Here is a 15,640-nt window from a genome sequence, read left to right on the forward strand (position 1 = left end):
TCGAGGTCACGGTAGGCTCCCGCCTGCGATGACCCACCTGCTCCCGGTAGACTCCATGAGTCGCACCCGCCGACTTCTTCTGCTCGTTCTGTGCGCTGCTGCCGCCCCGACCGTGGTCCCCACCGGGGCCCACGCGCAGCAGACCTCCATCGTGGTTCGGCGGGGTGCCCCCATACGAATCTGGACCTCCGGCTTCGCTCTGGTGGGGATCTACCATGGCTTCAGAGCGGACAGCGTTCACATCAGCTTGACCGAGCTCGGGCCACCCGCGGTGATTCCCAGGTCGGCGGTGGATCGGATGGAGTTGCGCGTCCGGGAGAGTCAGCGGCCTCGCACCATGAAGATCGCCGGGGCGGCGGGAAGCGTCCTGGGGATAGCGACCGGCCTGGCGATCCATTCGTTCGACGACGATTCAACCAGCGGTGGTTTCGCCATCTCCGTCGCGATGGGGGCCGCAGGAGGCTTGATCGGGCTGGCCCTGGGCGCCGCCTCGGCGGAAGGCGCCCAGTGGGTCGAGGTGACTCTGCCGGAGCCAGAATCCGACTGACTCGTCGCCCGCAGGCGGCGCGCATGGTCTCGCGCGCGCAGCCTGCGGTCCCCTCGCTCAAGCCCTCGTCCCATGGCGCGCACCCGCGTCTTCGCCGGACCGCTATCGTTCCCGTGCACGGGGTGCCGACATCCGCGGGATGCAGCGCGAGCCGAATGCCTACGGGACTTCTGCAACGGTACACTAGGAGGCCCCTCGAGCGGGCGGGGAGGCGTCCCCCGCTCGGTCGTTTGCCAGTCGCGGCAGCGCCGGTATCTTGGGTTTCGCCGTCGACGCCGCGTCCCCCCGAGCGTCGACCGACTCCGTGTAGCCGCGTCGATGCCGAAGATTCTTCTGGTAGAGGACAACGAGCTCAATCGCGACATGCTGTCGCGCCGGCTGACGCGTCGAGGCTATGACGTCTCGGTCGCGCCGGACGGACGAGCGGCGGTGGACAAGGTGCTGGCGGAGGCGCCGGACCTGGTGCTGATGGACATGAGCCTGCCCATCCTCGACGGCTGGTCGGCAACGCGCGAGATTCGCTCGGACGCACGCACGTGGGGGACGCCCGTGATAGCGCTCACGGCTCACGCCATGTCCGCGGACCGCCAGAAGGCCCTCGACGCCGGCTGCGATGACTTCGACACCAAGCCGGTCGAGTTTTCGCGGCTACTCCTGAAGATCGAGGCGTTGCTGGAGAGCGGTCGCGTCACGGACCCCGAGAAAGACGCCGGGGAAGACATCGCCACGGGCTCGGACGGCGGCGCGGAGCGTCATGTCGACTGACGAGAGTTCGCCCGGTCCCCAGCATATCCGCGGCGCCCCACTCGCCGGGCTGCGGCAGGAGTTGCTCACTTCGATCGACGCCGTCACCGGGGTCAGCCAAGTGCTCCTCGAGGACGCGCGCGGCGGCCGTCTCGAGGACGCCGCGGAGATTCTGGCCAGAATGCATCGGGCGGGCGCCGAGCTGCGCACGATGGCCGCGTCCTTCCTCGATCCCGCGGGTGCCTTCGCCACCGCAGCCGAGGATCCGGTGGCCCTCGGCTCGCATATCCGCCACGAGCTGCGGAACCCCGTGAACGCGCTCATCGGCTACGCGGAGCTGCTCCGGGAGGACGGCTGTGTCGAGGGGGATCTGCGCGACCTGGAACCCGATCTGGAGCGTTTGCTGGAGGCGGCCCACCAGGTGAACGGCCTGATAGGGCGCATCGCGGCATTCCCCGACTAGTGTGCCGGCGCGGAAGTCCCGTGTGCACCTAGGCGCGGGATGCAGCGCGAGCCGAATGCCTACCGGACTTCTGCAACGGTACACTAGGGAGCCGCCCCCAGCGCCTCCAGATTGCGCCTGGACACATCGAAATCAGGGTCGATCTCGAGGGCGCGCCGATAGGCGGCTATCGCTCCGTCCCTGTCCCCCACGGCCTGCAATCCGTCGCCCAGACTGTCGAAGGAGTTGGCCGATTCGGGATACGCCTCCGCGTTCAGCCGGAAGACCGCCACGGCGGCTTCAGCGTCGCCGTCCCCGAGCAGGTCGTAGCCGAGCGAGTTGATCGCCGTCTCGGAGTTCTGGAACCGGAAGCGCGGGTCCGCCCGGTAGGCCCGGTAGGCGGCGAGCGCGCCGTCGACGCCTGCCTCCGCGTATGCGACCCGCATCGTCTCGTCGATGGGCATGAAGGTTTCGGCAGCCAGGATCACCTCCAACGCCGGATCGCGGTTTTCCAGGTACGTCGCCAGCGTGGGCTCGGCGCCCAGGTCCGGGGAGGTCCTGTCGCGGGTCTCGAACGGCTCCGGCAGGCTGTTCTGCCAGTAGATCGACGATGCGCGGGCCTCGAGACCGCTATGCGGCAGCCGCACCGGTCGGTTGTCACCGAAATGGTTGGGGCTCGCGCTCATCGGCTCCCCCACCAGGGTGGCGTTGGTGAACCGCTCGAGGTGCGTGACGAGGTGCGAGGCGGCCGAGAACGTGTGCCGGCCGATGATCACGAACGCGCGCTCCGGCCGGTCCAGCCAAGGGCGCCGGATGAGCCCCTGCACGATGGGCATGTTGAGCATGTTGTTGCCGCCTCCGTTGTGCCGGAGGTCGAGCACGAACCGGCGCGGTCGCAGGCTGTCGGCTTCGGCGTAGACGCGGCCGAAGAACTCCGCCAAGGTTTCGTCCTCGGCGTCGCCGATGCCGTTGAGCTGGACGTAGAGCGTCCCGGATTCGGGCAGATACTCCCTCCAGAAGCGCGCGCCCGGATCACGCAGCCAAAGCGGCGGAGTGCCAGCCGCCTCGTGCGCCATCGCGATGCGAATCGAATCCGTGGGCCTCGGCACGAAATAAGGGCGGTTGGAAAGATTGCCGGCGGCCGCGTCCGGTACCGCGTCGAGCGTCAGCGTGACGGTCTCGCCGGACAGGGTCTCGATGCGGTAGGTGACGCGGTCGGCGGACTCGGTTATCCCCACCGCCTGGAGGATCTCCGGGATGGCCAGATAGCGCGGGCCGATGGCGCGACCTCCGATGGGGTTGTCGCGGGGCGTGAGCGGGAAGACGAGGTCGCCGGCCTCCACGGCGGAGCGGTCGCCGATGCCGATCACGCGCCCGCCCAGCACCTCGTTGAAGCGCTCGTCGATCCCCAACACCCGCAACTCGCCCTCCAGCCAGTACAGGAGGATCGGCACCTGCCGAAAGCCGTTCTCGTCGTTGGGCGTCAGCCACAGCCGCGTGTGGCCGTCGCCTATCATCGCCACGAGGCGGGCGAACTCAACGACCATCTGATCGGTCGACAGGTCCGGGACGCGCGCGTCCAGTCGCTCGACGGCGGCGTCGAACTCGGCTCGGTCGATGCTGTGGAAGGCGTTCAGGTGGGTCTCGATCAGGCCGTCGGCCAGGGCACGCAGGTCCACCCTCCACTCGGCCGGTGACAGGTCCGGCGGCCCGTGGGGGCGCTGGGCTTCCTGCGCACCGAGCCCCGGAGACAGGAATGACGGTAACAGCACGAACAGATAGCGGACGGCGCGTTGGCGAAGCATCGGCCTCTCCTGGGGCCCACCCGCCGGCGGGCCGATCGGGAATACCCGGGTCGGTGACTCCGCTTGGATGCCGCCGCGCCGCCCGCCGTTTACGGCTCGGAAGACTCCCCGATTACTCCACGCTCACCGCGTAGGCCGACGCGCTCAGCGGCGCGTATGCCGCGTCCGACGCCTGCAGAAGGGTCGCCAGGTAGCCGTCCGCACGCGCCACGTCCGGCACCCGAAAGCGGAGCACGGCCACTCCGTCCGGCAGGGTGCCGAAGACGGCGGCGGTGATGACGGCCTCGCCCTCTCCCTGGGCGAACGCGGTCTGGTCGGGTCCGCCCGGCGTAACCGCCGTCATCGGGCCCGGCCCGGAGATCCGCAGCAGCAGCGCGGAGGGGGCGCCCGTGGGTGCCGACAGCACAACGGACAGCTGACCGGCCTGCGGGCCAGGGGGAGCGGCGGGGCCGGAGTCGCCGCAGGCGGCGAGCCCCAGCGCGAGCGTCACGAGCGACGTGGACGCCAGACGTCGCGGGCCGCGGGGGCCCAGCCGCGGCGCGCTCATCGGTCTTCCTCCCGCTCCACCGAGGCGAGCAAGCGTGCCGCCGCGGGACTGGAGGCCACGCCCGTATCCACGAGCCACTTGTGCACGTCGCCCAGGTCGACCGCGCCGTTCCCGTTGCCGTTGAGGTCCAGGAAGCGGTCCTCGTCCACCGAGAGCCCCGACCCGCCGATGAGCCGCGCAATGACCGCGTCTGCGCTCAGAATCGGCTTGGTCACGCCGAGGCTCAACGCGCCGATCGCCTCGAAGCCGCCGCGCCTGACGCGGACCCGGAACTCGAAGGTCCCCGCTTGGGCGGGCACCCCGGTTATCGCGCCGCCGGCGTCCAGGGAGAGGCCGGCCGGCAGCGTCCCGCTGGCCAGCTCGAAGCTCGCCGGGCCGGTGCCCCCGCCCAGCGCCGTCAACGTGTCCGCGTAGGCCGCTCCCATCACCGCGCCGGCGCGCTCGGAGTCGTGCGCGATCGCGAGCGCCTCGAAGACGCTCATGCCGAAGCCCTTGCTCGCCGTCGCCTGCCCGGCCACGACGTCCACGGCGAACGCGAAGTCGCCGGCTTGGGTCGGAGTGCCGGAGACGGCGCCGGTCAGGCTATCCAGCACGAGGCCGTCCGGCAGCGCCCCGCCCGCGAGCCGCCATACGTAGGGCGCGTCGCCGCCCGAGGCCACGAGTTGGTCCGCGTACGGCGTGGCCACGGCGGCCGCCGGCCGCGCGCTGTCGCCGAGAATGGCCAGCGCGTCGGAGACGAAGACCGCGCCCACGGCTACGTCCCGGCTGATCGCCACCTGGCAGTCGCCGCTTCCGACGCAGGGCCCGGTCCAGCGGTCCAGCCGAAACCCGGTCGCCGGGATGGCCTGGAGGGTGACCTGAAGATCCTTCTCCGCGATCAGCTCGCGGCACCGAGTCGGGTCGCACGTCATGCCCCCGGTGGAGCTGGACACGCCGCCTTCTCCCGTCAGGTCCACCAGCAGCTCGAAGCCGCGCCGGACGCGCACGACGAACCCGGTGGCGGTGGCCGAGTCGACGCTCAACGAGAACCCGGCGTCAGGGTCGGTGAAGGTCTCACCCGGCAGCCACATGGCGCCGTCGTCGTTGGGGTCACCGTCTCCATCGGGGTCCACGACCAGGGCGTCCGAGGCCCGGAAGTCGTCCACCTCGTGGAGCACGACGCCCTCTCCGGGGAGCAGGTCGTCGTAGCCGGTGAAGCGCCGCGCTTCGACGGTGTAGAAGACGCGGGAGTCGACGGGGACCTCGATCAGGAGCGCCGACCCGGTGGCGGGCGACGCGAGCCGTTCCAGAGTCACCGCGCTCTCGGTACCTGCCGCCGGCACCACCTTCCGCGCCGCCCCGACCCAGCCCAGCAGGTCCTTGTGGTAGCCGATGGTGTGGACGCCCACCCACTCACCGTCGACGAGTTGCCGCCCCCCGCTCATCACGTCCCAGCGGGAGTCGTAGACGGCCGCGTAGGGTCCGGAGGAGTGCGGCAGGCCGAAGGAGTGTCCGATCTCGTGCGCGTACACGAACGGGCCGGCCCAGGAGGCCATCCACGTCATGGGGGAGGACCGGGTTTCGCCGTCCCGGCTGATAACCGACGTGCCGCCCCAGGAGAAGTTCATGAACATGTTGAACTGCAGGTTGACCCCGAAGAAGTCCGGGAAGAACACGTCGTCGTCGGCCACCCCCGTGCAGTCGTTCACCATCTTGGACCAGTCGGGGTTGGCATCGAGGCCGCCCGGGAAGTATCCGGCAATCGGCTCCGGAAGAGGATACCAGCCCACGACCCGGCTGCCTCCCATGTTCACGCGGTCTTCGGACAACTCGCGCCAGTAGTGGTCCATTCCGGGAAATGCGGACCCGGTCATCAGGCCGTCGTAGTAGGCCTTGGGGTGGGGCGTGGTGGTGGAGTCCGCGAACATGCACAGGATCGTCACGTACGGCTTGGCGCCGTTCTGCGGCGGCGCGGCGGCCAGGGCGGACGTGCCGGTGCCCCCTCCCAGGGGCGCGATGGCGGTGACGTCCAAGACCGCTCCGGCTCCGGCGCGGGCGTCGCCGAGAACGGAAACGCGGCGCCCGTTCAGTGCGCGGAGGCCCGCGGCGACGATCGCGCCCGCAACGTCCAGCCGCCACGACGTGCCCGAGTCCTCAGTCAGGAGATGGACGGGGGGCCGGCCGGACCGGAGGTCGACCGAGTCGCCCCAGACCGTGTGCAGCCAACCCGACCGCGACTCCTGCGCCACCGCGAGCCCGGGGGCGAGCGCGGCGAACAGCAGCAATACGGCGGAAGCGGCCAATCGGCCGCGCGGAGCTCGCGAGGTAACCACGTGCGACGGCTCTCCCTCACCTCGGTCGAAGAAGTCCCGGACGCTATCCGGGGGCGTGCTCGGCCAAATCGGCGCTACTGCGCCCGCGTCCGCGCCCGGCGCTCATAGGAGCGCCCGCGCCTGGCGTTGGCCAAGGGAATCGGGTCAGCGGGAGAGGGTCCAAACACGAGGCCCGCCCACACCTTTCTACAACCCGGGTTCGGGAGCAAGGGTTTCGCCGAACCGAGGCCGCTCCGCCGAGCGGCGGAGCGGCCTCTTCGGTACCCGGCCGGCCCGAGGGGCTAGCCGCGTTTGGTCATGCGGTAGAGGCCCAGCAGGATGATGGCGCCGAGCACGGCGATGGCCATCGAGCCGAGGTTGAAGCCGCTGACGCCGCCGAACCCCAGCAGGCTGCCGACCAACCCTCCCACCATTGCGCCGCCAATCCCGATCAGGATCGTGATGAACCAGCCGCCGGGGTCCTTCCCCGGCATGATGGCCTTGGCAATGACGCCAGCGATCAGGCCGAACACCGCCCAGCCGAGAATGCCCATTGGTTCCTCCTGTTTGTGCGGGGCTCGAGCGCCCCGGGGAGAGCGGACCGAGTGTGCGGTCGGCCCGGGTCACGGACGAAACCTAGCGGGGGAGGGGCCCCATCCGCATCCGCGGCCGGGGGGTCCCTCGGATCGTCGCAGAGACATCGCCCTTGACGGAACGTCGACTTGCATACATACTGGTCGGTATGAACATGGGAGCGAGCGCGGTTGCGACCGAGCAACGGAGCAGGGACCCCGAGCGGACGCGGGCGCGTCTGATCGAGTGCGCGTTCCGCGAAATCCGGGAGCGCGGCTTCGAGGGGGCGTCGCTGGATCGCATCCTGGCCGACACGGGTGTCACCAAGGGCGCGCTCTACCATCACTTCGGTAGCAAGGCGGAACTCCTTCACGCGGTGATCGACGAGGCGATCGCCGGCATGATAGAGGAGCGCTGGCTGGCGGCCCTGGCTCGCAGCGAGGATCCCATCAGCGAGCTCCGCGCCGGCATCGTGGGTACGGCGGGCAGCCTCACCGACGAGGACATCGCCTGGGGCTGTCCTCTCAACAACATCACGCAGGAGATGGCGGCGACCGACGACGAGCTGCGCGCGCACGTGGAGAGGCTCTACAGCGGGTGGCGGGACAGCATCGCCGCCGCGCTGGAGCGCGGGCAGAAGGCGGGGAACGTACGAGGAGACGTTGACCCGGCGGGTGCCGCCGCGTTCATCGTCGCGGGGATCGAAGGCCTGGCGGGGACGACCAAGAGTCACCGGAGCCGGGCCATCGCCGGAGCCACTCTGCAGGAGTTCGTGCGGTACCTGGAGGGCATGCGACCGCTCGAGACGGGCTGACGCCCCGCGGGAAGGCGTCGCTTTTTTTGTGACACTGAACATACCGACTAGTAGGTATGACAAGGAGAATGAAGATGGCGGATTCGGACTTGAACGGTGCGGGCGCGGACGGCGCGGCGCCCGATCGAAAGGATGACGGCACGGCCCCCTCGCGGGTGGCGCGCTACGCAGACTGGGTAATACGGCGCCGCTGGCCGGTGCTGGCGATCGCGGCCGCGCTGGTGCTGGCCGCCGCCGCCGGCGCGCGCCACCTCAGCCTCGCGACCAACTACCGCGTGTTCTTCACCAAGGACAACCCGGACCTGGTCGCGTGGGAGGAGGTCGAGAACGTCTACACCAAGAACGACAACGTGCTGTTTGTCCTCAAGCCTCGCAGCGGAGACGTCTTCCAGCCGCGCGTGCTGGAGGCCGCGCGGTCACTGACGGAGGACGCCTGGCAGATCCCGCACTCAACCCGGGTGGACGGGATCACCAACTTCCAGCACACGTGGGCCGACGGCGACGAGCTCATCGTGGAGGACCTGCTCCCCGCCGGGCCGATCACGCCCGAGGCGGTGCGCCGGGTCCGAGATGTCTCCCTTTCCGAACCTCTGATCGTCGGCCGTTTGATGGCCGAGGACGGAGGCACCACGGGAGTGAACGTGCGCATCGCGCTGCCGGGCGAGTCGAGCGATGAGCTGCCGGCGACCGTGGCCAAGGTCCGGGAGCTGGAGGCGGAGTACCAGGAGCGCTACCCGGACATCGAGCTGCACGTGACGGGAATCGCCATGCTGAATTGGACCTTCGCCGAGTCGCCGCAACGGGACATGCCTACGGTCATGCCCCTCATGTTCGCCGCGCTCGTCCTCGCGATGATCGCCTTCCTGCGCTCGTTCTCCGGGACGGCGGCCACGCTGGTCGTGGTCGGAGCTTCCGCGGCCACGGCCGTGGGCATCGCAGGCTACATGGGGGTCCAGTTGGATCCCACCAGCGCGTCCGCGCCGACCATCATCCTGACCCTGGCGGTGGCGGATTCGATCCACATTCTGGTGACGTTCTTCCAGGCGCTGCGGGGCGGCGCTTCGAGGAACGAGGCCATCCGCGAGGCGCTGGTCCAGAACGCGCTGCCGGTGTTCCTGACGAGCGTCACGACCGCGATCGGCTTCCTCAGCCTCAACTTCAGCGACTCGCCGCCGTTTCGTCTACTGGGCAACCTCACCGCCTTCGGCGTGATGGTCGCCTGGGTTTACTCGATGACCGTGCTGCCCGCGCTGCTCGCGGTGCTGCCGGTGCGCGCTCGTGCCGGCGGCAGCGGGCGACTCGCGCGCGCCCTGGAGGGCTACTCCGGCTTCGTCGTCAGGCGCCACCGGGCGATCCTCGCCCTGACCACCATCGCGACCGTCGCCGTGGGCCTGTCGATCGCGCGCATGCGCATCAACGACCAGTACTTCGAGTACTTTTCGGAGGACCTGGCCTTCCGGCAGGCGACGGACTTCACGCTGGAGCACCTGACCGGACTCTACGGAGTCACATACTCGCTGCCAGCCGGCGAGCCCCAGGGCGTGAGCGATCCGGAGTATCTAGCCGCCGTGTCCGGGTTCACCGACTGGCTGGAGGGTCGGCCGCACATCAAGCACGTCAACAGCTTCACGCACGTGATGAAGCGGCTCAACAAGAACCTTCACGCCGACGACCCGGACGAGTACCGGCTACCCGAGGATCATGACCTCGCGGCGCAGTACCTCCTGCTCTACGAGATGTCGCTGCCGTACGGGCTGGACCTGAACGACCAGATCGATATCGACAAGAGCTCGCTGCGGGTGGACGCGACCTACGAGGATGTGGACGTGGCTCAGATGAACGCGGAGGTCGCCGCCGCCGAGGCGTGGTTGGACGAGAACGGTACGCCGGCCATGGGTGCGGCGATCGGCACGGGGCCGTCGGTGATGTTCTCGAAGATCACGCAACGCAACATCGCGTCCATGATCCTGGGCACGACCATCGGCTTCGCGCTGATCGCGCTCATACTGACGTTCGCCCTGCGCAGCGTGCGCATGGGCCTAATAAGCCTGATCCCCAATGTCCTGCCCGCTGCGGTGGCGTTCGGCGCCTGGGCGTGGCTGGTGGGCGAGGTGGGCTTCGCCGTATCCGTCGTGACCGGCCTGGCCATGGGCATCATCGTGGACGACACCGTCCACTTCCTGACCAAGTACAACCGCGTGCGCGCGAGCATGAGCGCGGAGGACGCGGTCCGGTACGCGTTCCGCAGCGTCGGCGCCGCGATCGTGGGCACGACGCTCATCGTGACGGCCGGCTTCGCCATGCTGGGCCTGAGCACGTTCCGGGTCACGGCGTACATGGGCCTGCTCACCTCCCTGACGATAGTCGCCGCGCTGGCGGTGGACTTCCTGCTGCTTCCCGCGCTGCTGATCGCCTTGGACCGTCGGCCTGTGAAGTCGACGGGACAGGAGGTCGGCCACATCGAGGAAGCGCGCACGCACGCACAATGGAGACGACCAATGATCAAGGCATCGAGCGTCCTGGTGGCGCTGGCGGCGGCTTCCGCCCTGTTCGCGCCGGCCACGGCGCAGACTCCCGAACAGCGCGGCCGGCAGGTCGCCGAGGAGGCGGACCGGCAGGACGCGGGCTGGCGCGATGACGCCGCCGAGCTGCGCATGATCCTGCGTAACCGCAACGGAGACGAGAGCATCCGGGAGCTCAGGCGACAGTCCCTGGAGACATCCGAGTCCGGGCGCGGCGACAAGAGCGTGATGGTGTTCGACGCACCCAGGGACATCCGCGGCACGGCGCTGCTGTCGCACACCAGGATCCTCGAGGCCGACGACCAATGGCTCTACCTGCCGGCGCTGAAGCGCGTCAAGCGCATCTCGAGCGCGAACAAGTCCGGGCCTTTCGTCGGCAGCGAGTTCGCCTACGAGGATCTCGTGTCGCAGGAGGTGGACAAGTACGAGTACCGCTGGCTCCGCACGGAACCGTGCGGGGACCTGACCTGCGCGGTCGTGGAGCGCTACCCGCTCTACGACAACTCCGGCTACACGCGTCAGGTCGTATGGTGGGACACGACCGAGTACCGCGCGCAACGGGTGGAGTACTACGACCGCAAGGACGCCAAGCTCAAGACGCTCACGTACGACGGGTACGCGTCGTACGCAGACGACTATTGGCGGCCCGACGCAATGGTCATGGTGAACCACCAGAACGGGAAGAGCACCGAGCTGCGCTTCGCGGGCTGGGCCGTGCACACGGGCGTGGACGAGCGGGCGTTTACCGCCACGCGGCTGCGGAGCGCGCGGTGACCACCCGGCGCGCTCGGCGCGGGGCCGTCGGTAGGTGGCGCTGGCTGGGCACCCTGCTCGGCCCCGCGGCCCTCGCCGGGGCGCTCCTGGGCGGAGGCCTCCCGGCTGCAGCCGGCGCGCAGCAGATGTTCCAGGCCCGCGCCGAAATGGAGACGAGGCTGTTCCCGCACGCGCCGCTCACCCCCGGCCAGTCGGGCCGGGCCTCGGCCTCGTTCGCCATCGAACCCGAGGTGCAGTTCGGGTGGGGCGACCACCTGCTGCGCGTCACCGCGTTCGCGCGCGCCGACACGGAGGACGGCGCGCGCACCCACCTGGACGTGCGCGAGGCGCTGTGGGAGTGGTTCGCCGGTGACTGGGAGGTGCGGGCCGGGGTGGGGCGCGTGTTCTGGGGAGTGACCGAGTCGCAGCACCTCGTCGACATCGTCAACCAGACCGATCTGGTCGAAGCGGTCGACGGCGAGGAGAAGCTGGGCCAGCCGCTCATCGGGGTGACCCGGCTCAGCGCATTCGGAACGTTCGATTTCTTCCTCCTGCCGATCTTTCGGGAGCGGACTTTCCCGGGGGCAGACGGGCGTCTGCGGACCGCGCTACCGGTCCTGGAGGAGCGGGCGAACGTGGAGCGCCAGCTCGATTTCGCGGCGCGCTGGTTCCACGTGCTGGGTCCGATCGACCTGGGCGTGTCTCACTTCCACGGAACCGCCAGGGAGCCCCGCTTCGCGCTGGTGGACGGCGCCGAAGCGCCGGCGCTCGCGCCCGTGTACGAAACCATCGATCAGACCGCCGTGGACGCGCAGGCCACGCTCGGCGACTGGCTCTTCAAGCTCGAAGCGCTCACCCGCAGCGGGCAGGGGCCACGCGCCTGGGCCGCCGTGGGCGGGTTCGAGTACACGTTCGCCGATCTGCGCGGGTCCGGCGCCGACCTGGGCGTGCTCGCCGAGTACCACTTCGATTCGAGGCCCGACGCGGTCGTGGGACAGCTCGCGCTGACGCCCACGCCGTTCGACGACGACCTCTTCATCGGCGGCCGACTGGCGTTGAACGACGTGCAGTCCAGCGAGCTTCTCGGCGGCGCGGTGGTGGATCTGAGCACGGGCGCCACGGCCACCTTCGTGGAAGCCAGCAGGCGCCTGGGCGAGGACTGGCTGGCAGAGCTGGAGGCGCGCACGTTCTCCTGGACCCACTCGAGCGACCCTCTCCACTCGGTCCGCCGGGACGACCACCTGCAGCTCCGCCTGAGTTGGTACTACTGAAGGCCGAGCGCATACCTTGCCCCGTTCCGCAGGCTCTGACGAACCGTGCGCGGGGGAAGCCGTGAACGCGAAGACCGTGGTATTGCTCGGAGTGATGGCCCCGCTCGGTTGCGTGGAAGCGGCGCCGGCGGGTGGGGGGCAGGAGCAAGATTCGCCCGCGGTCATCGCGGGACCGCTCGTCGTGGACGGCTTTCGCGGACCCGAGGGCGCGCTGCACGACGCCGCCGCGGATGTCTACCTGATCAGCAACATCGACGGCGAGCCGGCGGGCCATGACGACAACGGCTTCATCAGCCGGATCGAGCCCTCCGGCGAGCTGGAATCCCTGCGCTGGATCGACGGCGCGGCGGCCGGCGTGGAGCTGCACGCTCCGAAGGGCATGGCGCTGGCGGGTGACACCCTGTTCGTGACCGACATCGACGTGGTCAGGCTCTTCGACCGGGTGAGCGGCGCCCCCCTCGGCGCCTGGCCGGTGCCGGGCGCCGAGTTCCTGAACGACGCCGCAGTCGGCGAGGACGGCTCACTGTACGTGACCGATACCCTGGGCGGCACCGTCCAACGATTGAGCGCCGAGGGGGCGGAGCTCATCACTTCGGACGAGGCGCTGGCGGGCCCCAACGGGATCGCCGCGCTTCCGGACGGCCGCCTGCTGGTCGTCGGCTTCTTCGGCGCCGCCACCAACAGTCTGGATCCGCGCACCGGAACGGTCGAGCCGCAAGCGGGTCCGACGACTCCCCGCACCGACGGCGTCGCCCTGCTACCCGATGGCTCCTATCTGGTGTCCAACTGGGAAGCGGCCGCGGTTCTGCGCATGGCGCCAGGTGCCCTCGAGGCCGATACCGTCGTCGGAGGCGTGGAGTCAGCGGCCGACATCGCGTGGGACGCGGCTCGGCGCAGGGTCATCATCCCGCTACTCCAGCACGACCGGGTGGAGATCCACACGCTTCCCTGAGTCTTTGATACTTTAACAATGATTTTGTGACAAAAATAGACATAGCAGGCACTTCGGACTATACTACGACGAGCCCCGCACAACAATCGAGAGGGTACCGATGGGGGTAATCGAGCGCATCACAGGCTCGACGCGCGCCCGTCTGCTGGGGTTGCTGCGGCGCTCCGCGCAGACGGTTGGAGAACTGGCCGAGACCGTGGGCGTGACGGACAACGCCGTGCGCATGCACATGGCCGCCCTCGAACGCGACGGCATGGTGGAGAGGGTGGGGGAGCGGCGCGGGACGGGCGGCCGGGCCGCGGCGGAGTACCGGCTTACCGACGCGGCCGAGTCGCTGTATCCGAAGGCCTACGCGGCCGCGCTCTCGCTCGTGCTGCGGGAGGTCGAGGACAGCGACGGACGCGAGCGCGTGCTCGAGCTGCTGCGGGGCGCGGGTGAGCGGGCGGGGCGGGCGCTGCTGGAAGCCGGAGCCGTGTCGCCCCGGACCAACGGCGCGCGCGCCGGCGTCGACGCCGCGGCGCAAGGGCTACGCGCGCTGGGGGCCGACCTGGACGTGCAGGAGACCGAGTCCGGCTGGAGGCTGGCGGGGTACGCCTGCCCTCTGATGGAAGTGGTCGCTGCCGACCCACGGGCGTGCTTGCTCGCGCACGCCATGGTCGAGCAACTGGCCGGGCTCCCGGCGGTGCGGGAATGCGACACGGAGGGGCGCCCACGGTGCCGCTTTCGCATAGAGGACGACGGCACCGAGTCCGCTAGGGGACGATGACCGCCTTCGTCACGCGCAGCGCGGCCACATCCTCGAGCGCCGCCTGCGCTTCCGCCAGTCCGTAGCGGTTGCCGATGACATCCCGAAACGGCAGCCGAGAGCGGTGCTTGCCTAGCAACGCCAGGGCGCGCACGACGTGCCGGAAATCGGTGCCCCACTGCCCGAGCACGCGGGCGTGCTTGCGGTTCACCATGGTGTGGGGGTTGAGCGCCACTTCGCCCGCGTCGGTGTAGTGCCCGGCGATCACGTAGGTCCCGCCGTCGCGCACCAGGGTCAACCCCTCCGGGACCGCCGCGGGATTGCCGGTCGCCTCGATCACCACGTCGGGGCCCCTGCCAGCGGTCGCTTCCGCCACCGCAGCGGCGCGCTCGTCCGCGGACGTGGCCGTGACATCCCACGCGGTGTCCGCGCCGAGCCGGCGCGCGAGATCCAGCCGCGACTCGGGGGCGCCGATGACAAGCACGCGGGCGGCGCCTCGCAGCGCGGCGAACGCCGCCGCCGACAGCCCCACGGGCCCGGCGCCCTGAACGAGCACCGTGTCGCCGAGCGCGATGTCGGCGCGGTCCACGGCGGCGAACCCGGTGAACAGTCCGCAGCCGCCCCCGATCACGTCGTCGGCTTCCAGGCCGTCAGGTAATCCCAGCACGCGCACGCCGGGCAGCAGGTGGATCGCTTCGGCCCAGCCGCCGAGGGGGCCGTCGTCGGCGGAGTAGGTGATGCCGTAGACGCGCCGGCTGGGGCAGCGGTTGGGTTGCGCGGCGACGAGGCAGTGGTAGCAGTCGCCGCACACCTCGTGCACGTCGTAGAACGTGACCACGTCGCCGACCGCGAGCGGGCGTCCGAGCGCGTCCGCGTCCACGCCGCGGGTCTCGGCGACGCGCCCTACGCTCACGTGGCCTGGGACGATGGGGTAGGGCACCCCGGCCAGGCGGCCGTGCCAGAGATGCACGTCCGTGCCGCACACCTCGCTGGCGAGGGTTTCGAGCAGCACGGAGCCCGGCCGCAGAACCGGGTCCGGCAGATCCCGAAGCTCGATCGGGGCTTCCGGACCCGGCATGACCGCAGCGCGGATCGTCACGGCGCGCCTCGGGGCCGACTCAGTCGGTCGCCTCCTTCGGCGCGGGGCCGTTCTCCCAGTCCTGCACGCTGGAGATATTCGGCACCCCGTGGTCGGCGCCGTTCCACCCGTCGAAGCCGTCCATGCGAAACGCCCAGAAACCGGTCGCGGAGTCGCTGATGACGATCAGCCCGTCGGCGTTGCGCACGTCGACCCCGAAGGCCCCGTTGCACTTCCGGTCCATGCAGCCGCCCAGGCCGGGGGGGCCGGTGTAGGTGTCGAAGTACGCCACGGTGGTGGGGTTTGTCGGGTCCGACATGTCGAACACGTGCAGTCCGTCCTCGTAGGCGCTCACGAACACCAGCGGCCAGCGCACCTCGTGGTTGTGGCTGAGGTTCTTCCAGTCCGCCGTCCAGGCCCCCACCGACTCGCTGATGACCTTGGTCTCGCCGTTCTGACCCGGCTGCAGGTCGAAGATGCGCAGCGGCGCGTACTGATACTCGACCTCGCCCACGGCGTACTTGCCGTCCGGCGTCGGGGTGAAGGTGTGACCCCA

The 15,640-nt window shown here is 69.9% G+C and carries 13 protein-coding genes and 1 pseudogene; 8 read left to right on the forward strand and 6 right to left on the reverse strand.

The features are described 5' to 3' along the window. Positions 1-55: 55 nt before the first annotated feature. From ABFS34_08180 to ABFS34_08190, 3 genes and pseudogenes are all read left to right on the forward strand, one after another. Positions 56-547 carry a hypothetical protein gene (locus ABFS34_08180; protein MEN8375411.1) on the forward strand — a complete coding sequence of 164 codons (492 nt, stop codon included), beginning with the start codon at positions 56-58 and terminating at the stop codon, positions 545-547. 318 nt (positions 548-865) lie between these two features. Next, positions 866-1,231: pseudogene (locus ABFS34_08185) on the forward strand (response regulator). A gap of 70 nt (positions 1,232-1,301) precedes the next feature. Continuing rightward, complete coding sequence (locus ABFS34_08190) at positions 1,302-1,754, forward strand: histidine kinase dimerization/phospho-acceptor domain-containing protein (GenBank protein ID MEN8375412.1); 453 nt, start codon at positions 1,302-1,304, stop codon at positions 1,752-1,754. A gap of 83 nt (positions 1,755-1,837) precedes the next feature. Here ABFS34_08190 and ABFS34_08195 read toward each other — a convergent pair whose 3' ends face one another. The 4 genes from ABFS34_08195 to ABFS34_08210 all read right to left on the reverse strand — a co-directional run bounded on the left by ABFS34_08195 (position 1,838) and on the right by ABFS34_08210 (position 6,930). Further along, positions 1,838-3,538 carry a hypothetical protein gene (locus ABFS34_08195; protein ID MEN8375413.1) on the reverse strand — a complete coding sequence of 567 codons (1,701 nt, stop codon included), beginning with the start codon at positions 3,536-3,538 and terminating at the stop codon, positions 1,838-1,840. Positions 3,539-3,650: 112 nt separating this feature from the next. Further along, the gene (locus ABFS34_08200; GenBank protein MEN8375414.1) at positions 3,651-4,085 is read right to left on the reverse strand and encodes a hypothetical protein; all 435 of its coding nucleotides are present in this window, start codon (positions 4,083-4,085) and stop codon (positions 3,651-3,653) included. After that, positions 4,082-6,367 carry a putative Ig domain-containing protein gene (locus tag ABFS34_08205; GenBank protein ID MEN8375415.1) on the reverse strand — a complete coding sequence of 762 codons (2,286 nt, stop codon included), beginning with the start codon at positions 6,365-6,367 and terminating at the stop codon, positions 4,082-4,084. Before ABFS34_08205 ends, ABFS34_08200 begins: the two co-directional genes overlap by 4 nt. A gap of 311 nt (positions 6,368-6,678) precedes the next feature. Continuing rightward, positions 6,679-6,930 (reverse strand): GlsB/YeaQ/YmgE family stress response membrane protein, encoded by a 252-nt coding sequence (locus tag ABFS34_08210; protein ID MEN8375416.1) that lies wholly within the window; start codon positions 6,928-6,930, stop codon positions 6,679-6,681. A 152-nt stretch (positions 6,931-7,082) separates the two neighbouring features. Between ABFS34_08210 and ABFS34_08215 the strand changes: the two genes are divergently transcribed. From ABFS34_08215 to ABFS34_08235, 5 genes are all read left to right on the forward strand, one after another. After that, positions 7,083-7,763: a TetR/AcrR family transcriptional regulator gene (locus tag ABFS34_08215; GenBank protein ID MEN8375417.1), complete on the forward strand. Its 681-nt coding sequence runs from the start codon at positions 7,083-7,085 to the stop codon at positions 7,761-7,763. Positions 7,764-7,837: 74 nt separating this feature from the next. Beyond that, a complete protein-coding gene (locus ABFS34_08220) occupies positions 7,838-11,059 on the forward strand; it encodes an outer membrane lipoprotein-sorting protein (protein ID MEN8375418.1) in 3,222 nt (1,073 codons plus the stop codon). Further along, entirely contained in the window at positions 11,056-12,309 is a 1,254-nt protein-coding gene (locus ABFS34_08225; GenBank protein ID MEN8375419.1) for a hypothetical protein, read from the forward strand. Before ABFS34_08220 ends, ABFS34_08225 begins: the two co-directional genes overlap by 4 nt. Positions 12,310-12,370: 61 nt before the next feature. Continuing rightward, positions 12,371-13,261 carry a hypothetical protein gene (locus tag ABFS34_08230; protein ID MEN8375420.1) on the forward strand — a complete coding sequence of 297 codons (891 nt, stop codon included), beginning with the start codon at positions 12,371-12,373 and terminating at the stop codon, positions 13,259-13,261. 100 nt (positions 13,262-13,361) lie between these two features. Continuing rightward, positions 13,362-14,027 (forward strand): helix-turn-helix domain-containing protein, encoded by a 666-nt coding sequence (locus tag ABFS34_08235; protein MEN8375421.1) that lies wholly within the window; start codon positions 13,362-13,364, stop codon positions 14,025-14,027. Here ABFS34_08235 and ABFS34_08240 read toward each other — a convergent pair. Then, complete coding sequence (locus tag ABFS34_08240; protein MEN8375422.1) at positions 14,014-15,105, reverse strand: zinc-binding dehydrogenase; 1,092 nt, start codon at positions 15,103-15,105, stop codon at positions 14,014-14,016. The two genes, ABFS34_08235 and ABFS34_08240, sit on opposite strands and share 14 nt — an antisense overlap. A gap of 19 nt (positions 15,106-15,124) precedes the next feature. Continuing rightward, positions 15,125-15,640 (reverse strand): hypothetical protein (locus ABFS34_08245; GenBank protein MEN8375423.1); only part of this gene is annotated, 516 nt, incomplete at its 5' end.

The organism is Gemmatimonadota bacterium, assembly GCA_039715185.1.
Classification (GTDB): domain Bacteria; phylum Gemmatimonadota; class Gemmatimonadetes; order Longimicrobiales; family RSA9; genus DATHRK01.

Excerpts from the sequence above, each read along its gene's own strand:
- ABFS34_08180 (MEN8375411.1), top strand. The coding sequence starts at position 56 with ATGAGTCGCACCCGCCGACTTCTTCTGCTCGTTCTGTGCGCTGCTGCC.
- ABFS34_08190 (MEN8375412.1), top strand. The coding sequence starts at position 1,302 with ATGTCGACTGACGAGAGTTCGCCCGGTCCCCAGCATATCCGCGGCGCC.
- ABFS34_08195 (MEN8375413.1), bottom strand. The coding sequence starts at position 3,538 with ATGCTTCGCCAACGCGCCGTCCGCTATCTGTTCGTGCTGTTACCGTCA.
- ABFS34_08200 (MEN8375414.1), bottom strand. The coding sequence starts at position 4,085 with ATGAGCGCGCCGCGGCTGGGCCCCCGCGGCCCGCGACGTCTGGCGTCC.
- ABFS34_08210 (MEN8375416.1), bottom strand. The coding sequence starts at position 6,930 with ATGGGCATTCTCGGCTGGGCGGTGTTCGGCCTGATCGCTGGCGTCATT.
- ABFS34_08220 (MEN8375418.1), top strand. The coding sequence starts at position 7,838 with ATGGCGGATTCGGACTTGAACGGTGCGGGCGCGGACGGCGCGGCGCCC.
- ABFS34_08235 (MEN8375421.1), top strand. The coding sequence starts at position 13,362 with ATGGGGGTAATCGAGCGCATCACAGGCTCGACGCGCGCCCGTCTGCTG.